This is a genomic window from Streptomyces gilvus (assembly GCF_022513565.1).
GTDB lineage: Bacteria > Actinomycetota > Actinomycetes > Streptomycetales > Streptomycetaceae > Streptomyces > Streptomyces gilvus.
Window position 1 is genome coordinate 14,168 of the sequence record NZ_JAKWBE010000007.1, and the last position, 14,911, is coordinate 29,078.

A 14,911-nucleotide genomic window follows, 5' to 3' on the forward strand; every position below is an offset into this window, starting at 1 on the left:
CCCCGAGGACTCGGCTGCCTTCCGGGGCTCGGCGGCCGTCGGAGAGTCTGCTGCCGTCGGGAACTCGGCCTCCCTCGGCGACTCGGCAGCCGTCCGGGGCTCGGCGGGCGTCGCGGGCCGGGCGGGCGTCGCGGGCCGGGCGGGCGTCGCGGGCCGGGGTGATTTCGTAGGGTTTGGCTGCTTGCTGGTTCCGGGGCGCTTCGAACGGCGGTTGGGCAGGGGGCCCTGGGCCTGCCGTTCCTCGCTCGGTGCGTCTTCCGGTGCTGGGCTCACGTGGCACCCTTCTCACCGCGGTCCGGGGCGGGAGAGGCGCCGCCTGGTCTGCGCCTGGGCAGGGGGCCGGCGGCCGGGGCGGGCCCGGTGGCGGCAGGACTGCCCGGGGTGACACGGGGCGCGGTGCTCGGCCGGTCGCCGGTCGCCGCCCCGGCCTCCCAGAGCACCAGCCCCAGCGCCTCCAGCCGGATCAGGTCCAGCAGGACGGGGTAGAGCCCGCGTCCGAGGGCGAAGGCGAGATCCCGGGGCGTACGGCGGCCGTTGACGCCGCCGAGCAGGTCCCGGTACCGCCGCGGCAACCACGCGTCGCCACGGGGAGCCAGCGGTGCGCCGGCCCCCGGCACACCCGCCACCGCACCAACGGAGCCCTCGTTCTTCGTCAACCTCGGCCGTAGGCGTGCCAGTTCGCCCGGGGTTCGCCCGGAGCCGGTCAGCGAGGTCATGCGGCGGGTGGTTTCCTCGGTGAGGTGGCGGGGTTCCACCCCCGGCGTGGTGAGGAGCGTCGGCTCGCGCTCCCCCGTCTCCCAACCGCCCACCGGACTCAGCGTCATGGCGAAGGCGGCGTCGAAGACGGCTGCGGTGCACACCACTTCGAGTTCCGCCGCTCCGATCAGCCCGGCCGAGACCAGATACGCGCCCAGCCGGTCGGCGTCCGGTTCCGCGGCGCAGGCGGCGAGCCACGCCGCGTCGTCGATGCGCCCCGGCGTGAGCAGGACCGATGTGGCGCTGGGCGCGCCGGGCGTCTCGATCGCGCCGACGAGACCGTCCCGCAGATGGATCATTCCGCCGGGCGAACCGGAGACCCGGACGGTACCGGTGAACTCCCCCTCGCGCAGCCCCTGCAAGAGCGCCGGGACGTTGCGAGCGGCGGGCGTCATGCCAGCACCTCCGCGAGCCGGTCACCGATGCCGCGCAGGGCGAGCGCGACGTTGGAGCGGTCCCGGTCCAGACCCGCGGTCAGCAGCAGGGGATCACCGGCCGGCCGTACCACGCTGAACAGCACCTGATGGCGCCGCCGGCTGGTCAGGACCACGCTCTCCAGCTCCCCCTCCGCGCCGGCCGCGCCGAGACGTTCGGCGATCAGGGTGGCGAACTCGCTGCTCTCCGTGCCGTCCCCGGCCTCGACCACGTCACCGGCGGCGCCGTACACCAGCCCGGTCACCGCGTCGACGAGGGCGACCCCCGTGACCCCGGGAGAGTCGAGCAGCCGGTCCAGGGAGGACTGGAGAGCCGTCACGTTTTCGCCCATTGACCCCCCAAGCCCATACGCCACGCACTAGTTTGAACGTCAAGTTTCGCCACGCACACCAAATTTGGCGCGAAGTGACGCACATGTCGCTTGGGTTCGATCGTAGTTGGCCAGGCATCGACCGGTCAGCAGCACGGAAGAATTGAGGTAACCGGTGAACATCGAGACCGCGCTCAAGGAAGCCATGACCCTGGACGGCGCGATCGGCGCCGCCGTCGTCGACTATGAAAGCGGCATGTCCCTCGGCACCCTCGGCGGCGGCCAGGGCCTCGACCTGGAACTCGCGGCGGCGGGCAACACCGAGGTGGTGCGGGCCAAGATGCGCACCCTGGCCTCGCTGGACATGGACGACGTGATCGAGGACATCCTGATCACGCTGGGCAAGCAGTACCACCTGATCCGCCCGCTCTCCAGCAGCAAGGGGGCGCTGTTCTTCTACGTCGCCCTGGACCGGGCGCGCAGCAACCTGGCACTCGCCCGGCACGGGCTGAAGCGGATCGAGAAGGGTCTGGAGGTCTGACCTCCGACGCACGGCATCGCCGGGGCGGTCGCCCGGCGGCGCTCAGGACTCCTGGGGCGTCGCCGGCGCGGCCGCCACGTCGTGCTCGGGCACGGCCTGCCCGGAGCGGATCAGGTCGATCCGCCCCATCACCTTGGACCGCAGGTCGGTCGGCACGTCGTCATGCCCGCAGCAGCGCTTGACGAGCTTCTTCACGGCCTCTTCCAGGCCGTACTTCTCCAGACACGGCGAGCACTCCTTGAAGTGCTGCTTGAACTTGTCGCGATCGACTTCCGGCATCTCACTGTCGAGGAACTCGTAGAGATGATCGAGTACCTCGCTGCAGTCCGTCTCGTGCGGCTCTCCGCAGCTCATGAGCCCGAGCCTTTCGCTTCGTCCGAGTCTCCGGCGCCGGCCGGGACCAGCCCGCGCTCACGGGCGTAGTCCTCGAGCATGCCGCGCAGTTGACGGCGGCCCCGGTGCAGCCGGGACATCACCGTACCGATGGGTGTCCCCATGATGTCCGCGATCTCCTTGTACGCAAAGCCCTCTACGTCGGCCAGGTACACGGCGATACGGAATTCCTCGGGGATCGCCTGGAGCGCTTCCTTCACGTCCGAGTCCGGAAGATGGTCGAGCGCCTGCGACTCCGCGGAGCGCAGACCCGTCGACATGTGCGACTCGGCACGGGCGAGCTGCCAGTCCTCGATCTCCTCGGCCGCGGAGCGCTGGGGTTCGCGCTGCTTCTTGCGGTAGGAGTTGATGAACGTGTTGGTGAGGATCCGGTACAGCCACGCCTTGAGGTTGGTGCCCTCGCGGAACTGGTGGAAGGACGCGTACGCCTTGGCGTACGTCTCCTGCACCAGGTCCTCCGCGTCCGCCGGGTTGCGCGTCATGCGCAGGGCGGCCGAGTACATCTGGTCGAGGAATTCGAGCGCGTCCCGCTCGAAGCGCGCACTGCGCTCCGACGTCGACTCCACGCTGACGCCCTGGCCCTCGGGCAGCTCCGCCTGGCCGTTGTCGGTCCCTGCGTCGGTCCCAGTGACCGGACCCACCTCCTCAAGATTCCGGGTGGCGTCGAAACCGGTGCCACCGGAATTGGAGGATAGACGACGACCCGTCCCCGCCGCCCCTCGAATCGGGGTGGTCTTGGCCGCAGTCAGCACCGTCCAGTCCAGGTCAGCACGGTTGCTGCGGTTCGGGCATGTGGTCGAACCCATGCGGCGGACTTCCTCTCCCACGACGTCGGCGCTGGTGGTTCAGCACTTCTGTCCGCCTCAACAGAGGCCCGGTCCGCAACATTCCCGGGCCCTCACCCCAGTGACCCGACCCACTTCACGACCGCGTCCGTGACGATCGCCACGGCCTGCTCCCCTCCGATCTCCGCCCGCTTCGGCACGGCGAACCCGTGATCGGCGAACGGCACCTCGACCAGTTCGTAGGTCCCGTCGGGAAACTCCTCCGGCCTGCCGAAGGGATCGTTGCCGCCCTGTACGACCAGGGTGGGCACCCCGGATCCCAGCAGTTCCCCGGCGCGGGACTTCTCCGGCCGGCCCGGCGGATGGAGCGGGAAGCTCAGGGCGAGGACGCCGTGGGCGCCCAGCTCGGCCGCCGTACGGCAGGCGACCCGGGCGCCGGCGCTGCGGCCGCCGGAGACCACCGGCAGCCCGAGCTTGGTCAGCGCGGGCCAGATGCCGTGCCAGCCGACGTCCAGCGTCTTCGGCGCGGGCGCCACCTTCTTGCCGGCGACCCGCCAGGGTTGCTCCACCAGGGCGACGGTCACGTCGTGCCGCGGCAGGACGTGGGCGAGCGCCTGGAGGTCGCGCGCCTCGATGCCGCCGCCGGCGCCATGGCTCACGGCCAGCACGAGCCGTGCGTCCTGGGCCGGATGCCAGGTGATGCGGGCGTCGCCCGCGTCCGTAGCGATGATCTCGGTCGTCACGTCAGAACAGTGTGCCCTCTTCGGGGCCCTCCAGCTCCTTGAGGAGCTCCGGGCCGTTGTTGCGGACGTTGCTGACGGCGGTGGAGACCGGGTAGGCGCGCATCAGGCCGGGTGGCGGGGGCTGCAGCAGGGAGCGCAGGTCGTCGAGGCCGGTGCGGGACGGGTCGAGCCAGGAGTCCCAGCGGTCCGGGGTGAGCATCAGCGGCATCCGGGGGTGGATCTCGGCCAGGGAGTGCGGGCCCTCGGCCGGGGAGACGGCGAGCGGAGTCGTCTCCGCCTCCGTGGTGATCACCGAGCAGGTCACCCACCAGGCCTGCGGGTGGTCGTCGGGGAGGGTCTTGTCCCGCCAGAACTCGTACAGCCCGGCCATCGCGAAGACCGAGCCGTCGGCCGGCAGCACGAAGTAGGGCTGCTTGCGCGGCCGCTTCTTCCGGCCCTCGACCTCCAGGTCCCGCTCCTGCTTGCCGGTGACCCACTCGTAGTAGCCGTCGGCGGGGATGATGCAGCGCCGCGAGGAGAAGGCCCGCTTGTACGACGGCTTCTCGTGGAGGGTCTCGGCGCGGGCGTTGATCATCCGGGCGCCGCCCTCGGGGCTCTTCGACCAGCTCGGCACCAGCCCCCACTTGAGCTTGCGCAGCTGGCGAACCGGCCGCGGGTCGTCCACGTCCTTAAGAGGGCGGTCGAGGACGGCGTAGACCTCCTTGGTGGGGGCCACGTTGTAGTCGGGCGCCAGAGCTTCCTCCGGCTCCGGCTCCCTCCCCCAGGGGCTCGACTCCGCTCGCCCTGGGGGGACCCCCATCTCGATCTCAAAGATTCCTGCGAGATCCTCTGGCCGACGACTAGCCGCATACCTACCGCACATACGTGCCACACTGCCAGATCCGCCGAGCCCACCGGGAGTCACCGCCGAACATGGACAGCACCGCATCCTCTCTCGCGTCCCTGTGGGACCGTGTCTTCGGCACCCAGCCCGACCCCGACCTGTGGGTGGTGATCGCCACCCTGGTCGCCGCGCTCGCCGTCACCGTCCCCCACACCGTGTGGCGCGTCGCGCGCAACGCCATCACCATCGCCCACGAGGGCGGCCACGGCCTGGTCGCGCTGCTCACCGGCCGCACCCTCACCGGGATACGGCTGCACTCCGACACCAGCGGCCTCACCGTCAGCCGCGGCAAGCCGCACGGCATGGGCATGATCCTCACCGCGGCCGCCGGCTACACCGCTCCCCCGCTGCTCGGCCTCGGCGGCGCGGCCCTGCTCGCGGCCGGTCACATCACGCTGCTGCTGTGGCTGGCGACGGCGCTGCTGCTGGCCATGCTGGTGATGATCCGCAACGCGTACGGGGCCCTCACGGTGGTGCTGACCGGGGGCGCGTTCCTCCTGGTGTCGTGGCTCGCGGGACCGCAGGTGCAGGCGGCGTTCGCGTACGCGGTGGTGTGGTTCCTGCTGGTGGGCGGGGTGCGCCCGGCCTTCGAGCTCCAGGCCAAGCGGATGCGCGGCGGCGCGGGCGACTCGGACGCGGACCAGCTGTCCCGGCTGACGCACGCACCGGCGGGGCTGTGGTTGTTCCTGTTCCACGCGGTGTCCCTGTGCTCGCTCATCGGCGGCGGCCGGTGGCTCCTGGAGGTGTGACGGGGCGCCCGCTGCGCCGCACCTGTGCGACGGCCGGGTCCACCCCCTCCTTATAAAGTGAACCCATGGCCCACAACCCCGCCGAGCACACCGCCCTCTGGCCCGCCCCCCACGCGAGCGGAGCCGTCGACGCGACGGTCCACGTACCGGGGTCCAAGTCGGTCACCAACCGTGCCCTGGTCCTCGCGGCCCTCGCGAGCGAACCGGGCTGGCTGCGCCGCCCCCTTCGCTCCCGCGACACCCTGCTGATGCTGGGCGCGCTGCGCGCGATGGGCGTCGACATCGAGGAGGGCGTCGGCCCGGACGGCACCGGTGAGACCTGGCGCGTGCTCCCCACGGGCCTGCACGGCCCGGCGACGGTCGACGTCGGCAACGCCGGCACGGTGATGCGCTTCCTGCCGCCGGTCGCCGCGCTCGCCGACGGCCCCATCCGCTTCGACGGCGACCCGCGGTCGTACGAGCGTCCGCTGCACGGCGTGATCGACGCGCTGCGCGTCCTCGGCGCCCGGATCGACGACGACGGCCGGGGCGCGCTGCCGCTGACCGTGCACGGCGGGGGCGCCCTCGACGGCGGCCCCGTGGAGATCGACGCCTCCTCCTCGTCCCAGTTCGTCTCGGCCCTGCTCCTGTCCGGCCCGCGCTTCAACCAGGGCGTCGAGGTCCGGCACGTCGGTTCCTCGCTGCCGTCGATGCCGCACATCCGGATGACCGTCGACATGCTGCGCGCGGTCGGCGCCCAGGTCGACACCCCGGAGTCGGGCGGCGAGCCGAACGTGTGGCGGGTGACGCCGGGCGCGCTGCTGGGCCGTGACCTGACGATCGAGCCGGACCTGTCCAACGCCCAGCCGTTCCTGGCCGCCGCGCTGGTCACCGGCGGCAGGGTCGTCATCCCGGACTGGCCCTCCCGCACCACCCAGCCCGGTGACCGGCTGCGCGAGATCTTCACCGAAATGGGCGGTTCCTGCCAACTCCTCGACTACGGGCTGGCGTTCACCGGTTCGGGTGCCATCCACGGTATCGATGTGGACCTGAGCGAGGTCGGCGAGCTGACCCCGGGCGTCGCGGCGGTCGCCGCACTGGCGGACTCCCCCTCGACCCTGCGGGGCGTGGCCCATCTGCGGCTGCACGAGACGGACCGGCTGGCCGCGCTCACCAAGGAGATCAACGAACTAGGCGGTGACGTCACGGAGACCGCCGACGGCCTGCACATCCGCCCCCGCCCGCTGCACGGCGGGACCTTCCACACCTACGAGGACCACCGCATGGCGACGGCCGGCGCGATCATCGGGCTCACGGTGGAGGGCGTGCGGATCGAGAACGTGGCGACGACGGCGAAGACCCTGCCGGACTTCCCCGAGCTGTGGACCGGGATGCTCGGGGCATAGGGACTTCCGCCATGCGCCGCTACGGCAAGCACACCGACGAGGACGACATCCGCAGCCGCCCGAACCGCAAGGGCACCCGGCCCCGCACCAACATCCGCCCCGCGCACGAGGACGCGGCCGAGGGCATGGTGCTCACCGTCGACCGGGGCCGGCTGACCGTCCTCGTGGACGACCGGACCGTCATGGCGATGAAGGCCCGCGAACTGGGCCGCAAGGCGGCGATCGTGGGCGACCGGGTGGCCCTCGTCGGCGACCTGTCCGGCAAGAAGGACACCCTGGCCCGCATCGTCCGCATCGAGGAGCGCACCTCGGTCCTGCGCCGCACGGCCGACGACGACGACCCGTACGAGCGGGTGGTGGTGGCCAACGCCGACCAGCTCGCCATCGTCACGGCCCTCGCCGACCCCGAACCCCGCCCGCGCCTCATCGACCGCTGCCTGGTCGCGGCCTACGACGGCGGCCTGGACCCCCTGCTGGTCCTGACCAAGTCGGACCTCGCCCCGCCCGACAAGCTCCTGGAGCTGTACGGCGACCTCGACATCCCCTACGTGGTCACCAGCCGCGCGGAACTGGACAACGGGGATGCGGCGGACCGGGTGCGCGAGCAGCTGGACGGCAAGATCACGGCGTTCGTGGGCCACTCCGGCGTGGGCAAGACGACGCTGGTCAACGCGCTGGTCCCGCAGGACCGCAGGCGGCTGACGGGCCATGTCAACGCGGTGACCGGCCGGGGCCGGCACACCACCACCTCGGCGCTGGCCCTCCCCCTCGCCGGGGACGACGGCTGGGTGATCGACACCCCGGGCGTACGGTCCTTCGGCCTCGCGCACATCGATCCGTCCCGGGTCATCCACGCCTTCCCGGACCTCGAACCCGGCACGGTGGACTGCCCGCGCGCGTGCAGCCACGACGAGCCCGACTGCGCGCTGGACGCGTGGGTCGCCGAGGGCCACGCGGACCCCGCGCGGCTCTACTCCCTCCGCCGGCTGCTGGCGACCCGCGAGCGCAAGGAAGGCGACTGACCACCGCGTTGTTTGGCTGTACGTCAGCTCGGTAAGTGCATAATCGCACCGAGCTGGACATACGGGAGGACAGCACATGGCGTGGCTGCTGGTCATCGTGGCCGGGATACTCGAGACCGGCTTCGCCGTGTGCCTCAAGCTCTCCCACGGTTTCACCCGCCTCTGGCCCACGATCGCGTTCTGCTGCTTCGCCCTCGGCAGCTTCGGCCTGCTCACCCTCTCCCTGAAGAAACTCGACGTCGGCCCCGCCTACGCCGTCTGGACCGGGATCGGCGCAGCGGGCACGGCGATCTACGGCATGATCTTCCTCGGCGACCTGGTCTCCACCCTCAAGATCGTCTCGATCAGCTTCGTCATCATCGGCGTGATAGGGCTCCAGTTGTCGGGTTCGGCCCATTAGCACTCACCGAAGCGCACTTCCGGGTGGCCGACGGGGCGCAGGTGCAGCGAAGACATACACCGACCGCCTGACGAGGCGGGGCCCATAGCGGCGTCCATGCGGACCGCCCGCCGACACACGAACCACAGAAGCCGCCACTCGGGAGACCGGCCACCGAAGCCCACACCCAGACGGCCCACACCGCGCGCCCGCCCCGCACCGACCACCGAGCCTGCACCCAAACCACCCGCCGACACACAGGCCACAGAAGCCGCCCGCCGAGACACCGACCACCGGAGTTCGCACCCAGAGCACCCGCCAGCACACGGGCCACCGAAGCCCCCACCAACCGCCCACCGCGGCGCGGACCACCGACCTGTGCGCACCGCGCCCCCGCCACCGCAGAGATACCGAAGGCCGCCCCCAAACCGCCCGTCGGCGCACGGACCACAGAAGCCGCCCGTCAGGACACCGACCACCGAAGCCCGCACCCCAACCACCCGCCGGGCCACGAACCACCGACCTTTGCGCACCGCGCACCCGCCAGCACACGAGCCACCGAAGCCGGCACGCAGCTGCCTGCCGGGGTGCGGACCACCGACCTGTGTGTACCGCACGCCCGCCAGCACACGGGCCACCGAAGCCCGCACCTCAGCCCGCCGGGGCACGGACCACCGACCCGTGCGCACCACGCACCCGCCAGCACACGGGCCGCCGGAGCCTGTGCCCAGACCGCCCGCCGGGGCGCGGATCACCGAAGCCCCCATCCAGGCGGACCGCCACCGCACGGACCGTCGGTGTGTGCGTCTAGACCGCCTGTCTGGGCAGGGCCGTGCGGACCAGGTCTGCGATGTTGCCCTCGGTCGGCGGGGCCGCGACGCAGGAGAGGGCGAGGCGGACGACGAGTTCGCAGGAGCGGGCCAGTTCGGCCGTGTCCGGCTTGGCCGCGCCGGGTCCCGCCAGCACCGCCACGGCCCGGTCGCGGACCAGCGCCACGAAGTCGCCGGGGGACGGTAACGGACCGTCCGCCCGCCGCTGCGCCGGCACGGCCGAGGAGGACGGCACGGCGGACAGCGTCGGCGAGGGCAGCCGTTCGCTCCAGCAGCCGGTCAGCATGGCCCGTACCAGCGCGTTCTCCCGGGCCGCCGACGCCGTCCACTCGGCGGTGGCGGTGAGCCGGTCGCGGGCGTCGGCCGGGGTGGCGAGGGCCCGTTCGACCCCGGCGAGATAGCCGTCCGCCTCCCTTCTGACCAGCGCCCGCGCGAGCCCCTCCTTGCTGCCGAACTCGTTGTAGAGGGTCTGCCGGGACACTCCGGCCGCCGCGGCCACGTCCACCATCCGCACGGCGGACCACGGCCGGCGCGCCAGCGCCGTGTACGCGGCGTCCAGTAGGGATTCCCGCGCTGCAGGCATCATCGCCTCCCTGGGGCGAGCGGCTCTGCGCCCAGGTTTGACGCGCACGGAAGCACTGTCAAGGGTTCGCGGACGTACATGGGGGGCGCCCTTCGGCCAGAGTGCCCCGCCCGTCCCTGCCCCGCGGCGAGCTGTGGTACCGCTGGGATCCGGACCCCCGCACCGTCCACCCTCCGGCCCCCTATGGCCCCGTACCGACCCCGCCGGATACCGTTCGTCACATGCCGGACTACCTCGACGACCTCCGCTTCGCCCACGTCCTCGCGGACGCCGCCGACGCGGCGACCATGGACCGTTTCAAGGCCCTCGACCTCAAGGTCGAGACGAAACCGGACATGACCCCGGTGAGCGAGGCGGACAAGGCCGCGGAGGAACTCATCCGCGGCCAGCTCCAGCGCGCCCGCCCCCGCGACGCGGTCCTCGGCGAGGAGTACGGCGTCCAGGGCACCGGCCCGAGGCGCTGGGTGATCGACCCGATCGACGGCACCAAGAACTACGTGCGCGGCGTCCCCGTCTGGGCCACCCTGATCTCCCTGATGGAGGCCGGCGACACCGGCTTCCAGCCCGTCGTCGGCGTCGTCTCCGCCCCCGCGCTGGGCCGCCGCTGGTGGGCCGCGAAGGGCCACGGCGCCTTCACCGGCCGCAGCCTGTCCTCGTCCTCCCGGCTGCACGTCTCGCGCGTCTCGAAGCTGACGGACGCCTCCTTCGCGTACTCCTCGCTCAGCGGCTGGGAGGAGCAGGGGCGGCTGGGCGGCTTCCTGGACCTGACCCGAGAGGTGTGGCGTACGCGCGCGTACGGCGATTTCTGGCCGTACATGCTGGTCGCGGAGGGCGCGGTCGACATCTGCGCGGAGCCGGAGCTGTCGCTGTGGGACATGGCCGCCAACGCGATCATCGTGACGGAGGCCGGCGGCACCTTCACCGGCCTCGACGGCCGCCCCGGCCCGCACAGCGGCAACGCGGCCGCGTCGAACGGCCTGCTGCACGACGAGTTGCTCGGGTATCTCAACCAGCGCTACTGAGGCAGACCGAAACACACAGATGAGCGCGCACGCCCTCAATCGGCTGCCCGCGCCCCCTTGTTGACCCCCGCTTTACCTGCCACTCTGAGAGTCCCCCCACTTGTGAACTTGTGAATCCCTGAACTATCGGGCACCGGGAGCCCGATAGCGACGGATTCCATCAGGAGGTGGCTCGAAACCATGCTCGTCCGCGACGCCATGAGCACGGTGGTCCTCACCATCGGCCCCGCACACACCCTCCGCCAGGCGGCCGCCCTGATGTCGGCGCGCCGCGTCGGCGCGGCCGTGGTCCTCGACCCCGACGCCGGCGGCATCGGCATCCTCACCGAACGGGACATCCTGAACGCGGTCGGCCTCGGCCAGGACCCCGACACCGAGCGCGCCCACGCCCACACCACCACCGACGTCGTCTTCGCCGCACCGGCCTGGACGCTGGAGGAGGCGGCCCGCGCCATGGCGCACGGCGGCTTCCGCCACCTCATCGTGCTGGAGCGCGGCGAGGCCGTCGGCATCGTCTCGGTCCGCGACATCATCCGCTGCTGGGCGCCGACGCGACAGCAGATGGCCACCCTTCCTTAGGCCCCTCACCCCGCCCGCATTAGACGGAGTCTAAAGTCACACCTGTTCGCGACCTGGTCTCCTTCTGTTAGGCTGGTTCGCATGAGCGACCTTCTGGAACGGCTGCGCGGACGCGGATGGCGGATGACCGCGCAGCGGCGCGTCGTGGCCGAGGTCCTCGACGGCGAGCACGTACACCTGACCGCCGACGAGGTCCACGCCAGAGCCGTCGCCAAGCTGCCCGAAATCTCCCGGGCGACCGTCTACAACACGCTGGGGGAGTTGGTCTCCCTCGGCGAGGTCCTCGAGGTCGCCACGGACAAGCGGGCCAAGCGCTACGACCCGAACGCACACCGGCCGCACCACCACCTGGTGTGCGCCCACTGCGGCGCCATCAAGGACGTCCACCCGAGCGGTAACCCGCTCGCCGACCTCCCCGACTCCGAGCGCTTCGGTTTCACCGTCTCGGACGTCGAGGTCACCTACCGCGGCGTCTGCCCGAACTGCGCGTCCGCGTAACCGCACTCCCAAGCCCCGGCACCGTCCTGGTGCCGGGGCTTCGTGCTGTCTACAGGCTTCCCGAATCTGACGGACCGTCATATCGTCGTCGGCACCCGTCCGTACGACACCCACACGTCCGTTCCGCACTCCGCAAGGAGACACCGTGGGAGAGCCGTATCCACAGCCACAGCCACAGCCACAACCCGGACCGAAGCTCGAAGCCACCGGCCTGACCCGCGTCTTCGGCCGGACCCCCCGCACCGTCGACGCGCTCGGCCCCCTCGACCTGTCCGTCGCCACCGGTGAGTTCGTGTGCGTCGTCGGCCCGTCCGGCTGCGGCAAGTCCACGCTGCTGCGCATCGCGGCGGGCCTGCTGCGCCCCAGCACGGGCGAGTTGCGCATCCGCACGACGAGCCGCCGCCCCGCGGCCATGATCTTCCAGGACTACGGCATCTACGACTGGAAGAGCGTCCGCGCCAACGTCCGCTTCGGCCTGGACGTCCAGCGCGTCCCGCGCCGCGAGGCCGATGCCCGCACCGACAGGTGGCTCGCCCGCATGGGCCTGGCCGACTTCGCCGACGCCTGTCCGGCGGCGCTCTCCGGCGGCATGCGCCAACGCGTGGCGATCGCCCGCGCCCTGGCGGTGGAGCCCGAACTCCTGCTCATGGACGAGCCGTTCGCCGCCCTGGACGCCCAGCTGCGCACCATCCTGCAGGACGAACTCCTGGAGCTCACCCAGGCGTTGCGGACCACGACCCTGTTCATCACGCACAGCCTGGAGGAGGCGCTCGTCCTCGGCGACCGCCTCCTGGTGATGTCCGCGCGCCCCGGCCGGATCATCGCCGAGCACCGCCCGCCGTTCCCGCGCCCGCGCACCGGAGAAGTGCGCGCCGCGCCGGAGTTCACGGCCCTGAAGAGCGAACTGTGGGACCTGCTGCGGAAGGAGGCCGCACCGGCATGACGACGATCGCCCCCGGCAAGGACCCCGAGCCGGTCCTGGTCCGCCGTCCGGGCCCCGAGGAACTCCACCCGTCCCGCACCCACCGCCGCCGACGAGCCCTGGAACTCTCCCTGGCCGTGGCCGTCCCCACCGCGCTGATCCTGCTGTGGCAACTGGCCGCCGCCCAGGCGTGGATCGACCCCCGCGTCTACCCGGCCCCGTCCACCGTCCTCTCCGACGGCTGGGACCGCGCGGCGGCCGGCGACCTGTGGCCGGACGTGTGGGCGACCCTCAGACGCGTCCTGGCCGGCTATGCAATCGGCACCGCGACGGGCTACGCGCTCGGCCTCCTGATGGGCTCGCTCTCCCTGGTCAGGGCGGCTCTGGAGCCCCTCCTCGACGCGCTCTACGTGGTCCCGAAGCTCGCCCTGCTGCCCGTCTTCCTGAACATGTTCGGCCTGGGCGAGGGCCCTCAGGTGGCGCTCGTGGCGACGACCGTCTTCTTCTTCGTCTGGATCTCCACGATGTCGGCGGTGATCGCGGTCCCGTCGGGCCACCGGGACGCGGGCCGGGTCTTCGGCGCCTCCCCCTGGCAGATGTTCCGCCACGTCCTGCTGCCCGCATCGCTCCCCTCGGTGCTGGTGGGCGCGCGGATCGCGGCGGGCGTGGCCGTGCTGGTGATCGTCGCCTCGGAACAGATCGCCGCGACGGACGGCCTCGGTCACCTGATCTTCGACTCGCGGGCGCTGTTCCAGAACGACGTGATGTTCGTGGGCATCGTCTGCGTGGCCGTCCTGGGCGTGCTGTTCTCCGAACTGGTGCGCGTGCTGGGCCGGTTGCTGACTCCGTGGGCACCGAGGGACAGAGGAAGGGGCCAGTCATGAGCGGACGGACAGCCCGTGGGTACGGCGCCGCGCTGGCGGTGGCCGCGCTACTGCTGTCGGCGGCGTGCTCGGCGACACCGAAGGACGACACCGGGGCGGCCCCGGCCGCCGGCCGTACGATCCGCCCGGTCGACGGCTGCGGCACCTCCTCCTGGACGGACCCGGCCGACCTCTCCGCCGACCGCGCACCGGCCCGCTGCGCACCGCACACCCCTGCCGCGCACCCCCTGTCCAGGACGCGAAAGCTGACGATCGCGACGGGCACCCTGAGCGCGGAGTATGTGGCACCCCTCGAAGTCGCCCTGGACAAGGGCGAGTTCAAGGCGGAGGGCCTGGACGTCACCCTCAAGGTCCTGCCCACTCCGGACGCGCTGCCCCTGCTCGCCAAGGGCGACATCGACGCGCTGTGGGCGGCTCCGGAGGCGGCCGTGATGAACGGGATCAAGGGCGGCTTCGACATCCGGTGGGTCGCCGGGAACTTCTCCCCCGACCCGAAGTCGAAGAGCGGCCTGTGGGTGCGGCTGAAGAAGGGCGAGACGGCGGCCGGGGTGAAGCTGGCCGGCCGCTCGCTGGGCACGATGATCGGCAAGGGTTCGGTGATCGCGTACCCCATGCAGAAGGCGCTGGCCGGGCACGGAGGCGGCCTCGACAGGATCCAGTACCGCCAGCTGGGCTCGGCGGACGTGCTCACGGCCCTGCGGAACGGGGGCGTGGACTCGGCGTGGCTGCTGGACCCGGTCTGGCGCAAGGTCGACGGCGAGCCGGGCTACGCCTTCCTGGGCGGCCAGCCGCTCGGCGAGCCCCTCGGCGGCATGCTCTACGGCCGCACGCTGCTGCGGGACGACGTGGACGCCGGGGTGGCCCTCCTGCGGGCCTACATCCGCACGGTGGACACGTACTTCGCCGCGGACTACAAACAGAACGAGACCTTCGTCACCTACCTGGCGAAGCTGCTCAAGACCGACGAGTCCGTGCTGAAGTCCACCCCGCCCCTCCGCATGGACTGGGAGATCCGCGAGGGCACCACGAACCGCCTCCAGTCCGCGTACGCCACCCAGGGCGCCACGGAGGGCTCCCCCGTCCCCGAAAACAGGGTCGTGGACCGCGCCTACTACGAGGAAGCGGTGGGCCACACACCCGGACCGTGAGAAACGCCTGGCCGTGACAAACGCCTGGCTGTGAGAAACGCCGAGGGGCCGGAACCCATTTCTG

The 14,911-nt window shown here is 71.7% G+C and carries 18 protein-coding genes; 11 read left to right on the forward strand and 7 right to left on the reverse strand.

The genetic code is table 11. From position 1 onward, the window contains the following. Positions 1–269: 269 nt before the first annotated feature. Both MKW14_RS13020 and MKW14_RS13025 read right to left on the reverse strand, forming a co-directional pair. Positions 270–1,151, reverse strand: coding sequence for a DUF4388 domain-containing protein (locus tag MKW14_RS13020; RefSeq protein WP_240862378.1), 882 nt, complete (start codon positions 1,149–1,151; stop codon positions 270–272). After that, positions 1,148–1,510 carry a hypothetical protein gene (locus MKW14_RS13025; protein ID WP_374116562.1) on the reverse strand — a complete coding sequence of 121 codons (363 nt, stop codon included), beginning with the start codon at positions 1,508–1,510 and terminating at the stop codon, positions 1,148–1,150. The genes MKW14_RS13020 and MKW14_RS13025 overlap by 4 nt, the downstream gene beginning before the upstream one ends. A 166-nt stretch (positions 1,511–1,676) precedes the next feature. Here MKW14_RS13025 and MKW14_RS13030 point away from each other — a divergent pair, with 166 nt between their 5' ends. Then, positions 1,677–2,042, forward strand: coding sequence for a hypothetical protein (locus tag MKW14_RS13030; RefSeq protein ID WP_240862379.1), 366 nt, complete (start codon positions 1,677–1,679; stop codon positions 2,040–2,042). Positions 2,043–2,084: 42 nt separating this feature from the next. Here MKW14_RS13030 and rsrA read toward each other — a convergent pair whose 3' ends face one another. The 4 genes from rsrA to MKW14_RS13050 all read right to left on the reverse strand — a co-directional run bounded on the left by rsrA (position 2,085) and on the right by MKW14_RS13050 (position 4,825). After that, positions 2,085–2,396: a mycothiol system anti-sigma-R factor gene (gene rsrA / locus MKW14_RS13035; protein WP_240862381.1), complete on the reverse strand. Its 312-nt coding sequence runs from the start codon at positions 2,394–2,396 to the stop codon at positions 2,085–2,087. Then, positions 2,393–3,076, reverse strand: coding sequence for an RNA polymerase sigma factor SigR (gene sigR / locus MKW14_RS13040; protein ID WP_240862384.1), 684 nt, complete (start codon positions 3,074–3,076; stop codon positions 2,393–2,395). Before sigR ends, rsrA begins: the two co-directional genes overlap by 4 nt. Before the next feature lie 257 nt (positions 3,077–3,333). Further along, a complete protein-coding gene (locus tag MKW14_RS13045; protein WP_240862386.1) occupies positions 3,334–3,963 on the reverse strand; it encodes an alpha/beta hydrolase family protein in 630 nt (209 codons plus the stop codon). Between the two features lies 1 nt (position 3,964). After that, entirely contained in the window at positions 3,965–4,825 is an 861-nt protein-coding gene (locus MKW14_RS13050; protein WP_240862388.1) for an SOS response-associated peptidase, read from the reverse strand. Positions 4,826–4,875: 50 nt separating this feature from the next. Here MKW14_RS13050 and MKW14_RS13055 point away from each other — a divergent pair, with 50 nt between their 5' ends. From MKW14_RS13055 to MKW14_RS13070, 4 genes are all read left to right on the forward strand, one after another. Continuing rightward, positions 4,876–5,595: a M50 family metallopeptidase gene (locus MKW14_RS13055; protein WP_240862390.1), complete on the forward strand. Its 720-nt coding sequence runs from the start codon at positions 4,876–4,878 to the stop codon at positions 5,593–5,595. Positions 5,596–5,660: 65 nt separating this feature from the next. Next, positions 5,661–6,980, forward strand: a complete 1,320-nt coding sequence (gene aroA / locus MKW14_RS13060; protein WP_240862392.1) for a 3-phosphoshikimate 1-carboxyvinyltransferase — start codon at positions 5,661–5,663, stop codon at positions 6,978–6,980. Positions 6,981–6,991: 11 nt separating this feature from the next. Further along, positions 6,992–8,002 carry a ribosome small subunit-dependent GTPase A gene (gene rsgA / locus MKW14_RS13065; protein ID WP_240862394.1) on the forward strand — a complete coding sequence of 337 codons (1,011 nt, stop codon included), beginning with the start codon at positions 6,992–6,994 and terminating at the stop codon, positions 8,000–8,002. 76 nt (positions 8,003–8,078) lie between these two features. Then, entirely contained in the window at positions 8,079–8,402 is a 324-nt protein-coding gene (locus MKW14_RS13070; RefSeq protein WP_133044537.1) for a DMT family transporter, read from the forward strand. A gap of 786 nt (positions 8,403–9,188) precedes the next feature. Here MKW14_RS13070 and MKW14_RS13075 read toward each other — a convergent pair. Further along, the gene (locus MKW14_RS13075; protein WP_240862396.1) at positions 9,189–9,797 is read right to left on the reverse strand and encodes a TetR/AcrR family transcriptional regulator; all 609 of its coding nucleotides are present in this window, start codon (positions 9,795–9,797) and stop codon (positions 9,189–9,191) included. A gap of 218 nt (positions 9,798–10,015) precedes the next feature. Here MKW14_RS13075 and hisN point away from each other — a divergent pair, with 218 nt between their 5' ends. The 6 genes from hisN to MKW14_RS13105 all read left to right on the forward strand — a co-directional run bounded on the left by hisN (position 10,016) and on the right by MKW14_RS13105 (position 14,847). Next, positions 10,016–10,816 (forward strand): histidinol-phosphatase, encoded by an 801-nt coding sequence (gene hisN / locus MKW14_RS13080; protein WP_240862398.1) that lies wholly within the window; start codon positions 10,016–10,018, stop codon positions 10,814–10,816. 180 nt (positions 10,817–10,996) lie between these two features. Beyond that, positions 10,997–11,395 (forward strand): CBS domain-containing protein, encoded by a 399-nt coding sequence (locus tag MKW14_RS13085; protein WP_240862400.1) that lies wholly within the window; start codon positions 10,997–10,999, stop codon positions 11,393–11,395. 81 nt (positions 11,396–11,476) lie between these two features. Further along, positions 11,477–11,893, forward strand: a complete 417-nt coding sequence (locus MKW14_RS13090) for a Fur family transcriptional regulator (RefSeq protein WP_240862402.1) — start codon at positions 11,477–11,479, stop codon at positions 11,891–11,893. A gap of 145 nt (positions 11,894–12,038) precedes the next feature. Further along, the gene (locus tag MKW14_RS13095; protein WP_240862404.1) at positions 12,039–12,836 is read left to right on the forward strand and encodes an ABC transporter ATP-binding protein; all 798 of its coding nucleotides are present in this window, start codon (positions 12,039–12,041) and stop codon (positions 12,834–12,836) included. After that, positions 12,833–13,699, forward strand: coding sequence for an ABC transporter permease (locus tag MKW14_RS13100; RefSeq protein ID WP_240862406.1), 867 nt, complete (start codon positions 12,833–12,835; stop codon positions 13,697–13,699). Before MKW14_RS13095 ends, MKW14_RS13100 begins: the two co-directional genes overlap by 4 nt. Further along, complete coding sequence (locus tag MKW14_RS13105) at positions 13,696–14,847, forward strand: ABC transporter substrate-binding protein (protein WP_240862408.1); 1,152 nt, start codon at positions 13,696–13,698, stop codon at positions 14,845–14,847. Before MKW14_RS13100 ends, MKW14_RS13105 begins: the two co-directional genes overlap by 4 nt. Positions 14,848–14,911 lie beyond the last annotated feature (64 nt).